The sequence below is a fragment of the Streptomyces sp. SPB074 genome (assembly GCF_000154905.1).
Lineage (GTDB): Bacteria > Actinomycetota > Actinomycetes > Streptomycetales > Streptomycetaceae > Streptomyces.
Map to the genome: position 1 here is coordinate 4,933,401 of NZ_GG770539.1, position 2,285 is coordinate 4,935,685.

The window sequence follows — 2,285 nt, forward strand, 5'->3', positions numbered from 1 at the left end:
CGCCGCCCCGTTCCCGTACCCGCTCAGGAACGCCGGGACCGCAGCCCCACCGCGATGAGCGCCGCCGCCGCCAGGACGAGGCACGCGTCGACGAGGACGACGAGGCGCACGCCGGAGGCGAGACCGCCCGCCGCGGTCGTGGCGAGGACGCCCACGAGCTGATCGTCCTGCACATGCCGGTGCCGGGGACGGGCACGGAAGAGGCCCTGGGCCGGGTGCTCGCGGCGGCGGAGGACTGAGGGGCACCCCGGCCCCGGCTCCGGCACCGGGCGGGGCGCGGGGCGGACCGGTGGTGTGTGCGGGGCGTTGGGTGCGGGGCGGCCTGTCTGGGGCGCGGTGCATGGGGGGTGGTGTGTTTGGGGCGCGGTGTGTCAGGGGCCGGACCCGGGGGTGGTGGTCGCGCCCGGCTCCGTATGCTCGGCGCCATGAGTGAGAGCAGCGCGCTGGACCCCGAGGACGCCAAGATCATCACGCTCGCCCGTTCCGCGCGGGCCCGCAACCAGGTGCCGGAGGGCGCCGCGGTGCGGGACGAGACGGGACGTACGTACGTGGCCGGGGCCGTCGCCCTGCCGAGCCTCGCGCTGAGCGCGCTGCGCACGGCGGTCGCGATGGCCGTCGCGAGCGGAGCGGAGTCGCTGGAGGCCGCGGCGGTCGTGACGGCCGCCGACGCCCTTCCCGCCGAGGACCTCGCCGCCGTCGCCGACCTCGGCGGCGCGGGCACGCCGGTCTTCCTCGCGGGCCCGGACGCGGTGGTACGGGAGCGGCTCGCCGCGGGGTGAGGGCGGCGGTACGGGGCTCGGGCCGGGCGGAGCCGGGAGGGGGCTGCGCGGTAGTGAGGCCGGGGCCGGGTTCCGTCGATGCCGGGGCAGGCCGGGCGGCTGTGCCGGGGGTGCCGGCGGGGCCGTGGAGGGGGACGTGCGCGGCCCCGGTCGGCTTCGCTCGCGCGATCGGGGAGAATGGCCCGTATGAGCGAACCCTCCACCACCCCCGCCGCCCCGCACCGCGCGGGCTTCGCGTGCTTCGTCGGCCGTCCCAACGCGGGGAAGTCGACCCTGACCAACGCGCTGGTGGGACAGAAGGTCGCCATCACGTCGAACCGCCCGCAGACCACGCGGCACACGGTGCGCGGCATCGTGCACCGGCCCGAGGCGCAGCTGATCCTGGTCGACACCCCCGGACTGCACAAGCCGCGCACGCTGCTCGGGGAGCGGCTCAACGACGTCGTGCGGGCCACGTGGGCCGAGGTCGACGTGATCGGGTTCTGCCTCCCCGCCGATCAGAAGATCGGCCCCGGTGACCGTTTCATCGCCAAGGAACTCGCCGGGATCAAGCGGACCCCGAAGGTCGCGATCGTCACGAAGACGGACCTCGTGGACAGCAAGCGGCTCGCCGAGCAGCTCATGGCGATCGACGCGCTCGGCCGGGAGCTGGGCTTCGAGTGGGCGGAGATCGTGCCCGTCTCCGCCGTCGAGGGCAAGCAGGTCTCGCTCCTCGCCGACCTCCTCGTTCCGCTCCTGCCCGAGAGCCCGCAGCTCTACCCCGAGGGCGATCTCACCGACGAGCCCGAGCAGGTGATGGTCGCCGAGCTGATCCGCGAGGCGGCGCTCGAAGGCGTACGGGACGAGCTGCCGCACTCGATCGCGGTCGTGGTCGAGGAGATGAACCCGCGCGAGGGACGCCCGGCCGACAAGCCGCTCCTCGACATCCACGCGAACCTCTTCATCGAACGCTCCAGCCAGAAGGGCATCGTCATCGGCCCGAAGGGCCAGCGCCTCAAGGACGTGGGCACGAAATCGCGCCGCCAGATCGAGGCGCTGCTCGGGACGCCGGTCTTCCTCGACCTGCACGTGAAGATCGCGAAGGACTGGCAGCGCGACCCGAAGCAGCTCAGGCGACTGGGGTTCTAGGGAGGCTGGGTGGGGCTGGGTGGGGTGATGGGGGTGGGCGGCGACCCGACCGTGCTCGTCGCGGGCGTCGGCACAGACCCCTCCCTCCCAAAGGGGAGGTGGGCCACCCGCTGTGATCAATTCTTCCGGACGCCGCGTGCCGCTCGTGACCATCACGGCGAATCTGTGGATAACTCCGGCAAACCCGCAAAACCGCTCACTCGAAAGAGCGGGTGATTGTGCGTGAAGCCCGGCGGGTAGGCAGGCGCTCACCTACCCGTGCGGGCCACCCCTCCCCGTCACACGGCCCCCGCGCCGCCCCCTAGCCCCATCCCCCGCCACACGCCAACGCCCGCCCCCTCACCCTCCCACCCCCCTCACCCCCACCCCCCTCACCCC

The 2,285-nt window shown here is 73.8% G+C and carries 3 protein-coding genes; all 3 read left to right on the top strand.

Annotation, left to right across the window (positions count from 1 at the left end; genetic code table 11):
• Nucleotides 1-239 (top strand): hypothetical protein (locus tag SSBG_RS35010; protein WP_234010790.1); only part of this gene is annotated, 239 nt, incomplete at its 5' end.
• 186 nt (nt 240-425) lie between these two features.
• A complete protein-coding gene (locus SSBG_RS20700) occupies nt 426-779 on the top strand; it encodes a hypothetical protein (RefSeq protein ID WP_008748019.1) in 354 nt (117 codons plus the stop codon).
• 177 nt (nt 780-956) lie between these two features.
• Nucleotides 957-1,907, top strand: coding sequence for a GTPase Era (gene era / locus SSBG_RS20705; protein WP_008748020.1), 951 nt, complete (start codon nt 957-959; stop codon nt 1,905-1,907).
• The last annotated feature ends 378 nt before the right edge of the window (nt 1,908-2,285 follow it).

What these genes read in the sequence shown, in the direction of transcription:
- SSBG_RS20700 (WP_008748019.1), top strand. Translation starts at nt 426, where the DNA reads ATGAGTGAGAGCAGCGCGCTGGACCCCGAGGACGCCAAGATCATCACG.
- era (WP_008748020.1), top strand. Translation starts at nt 957, where the DNA reads ATGGCCCGTATGAGCGAACCCTCCACCACCCCCGCCGCCCCGCACCGC.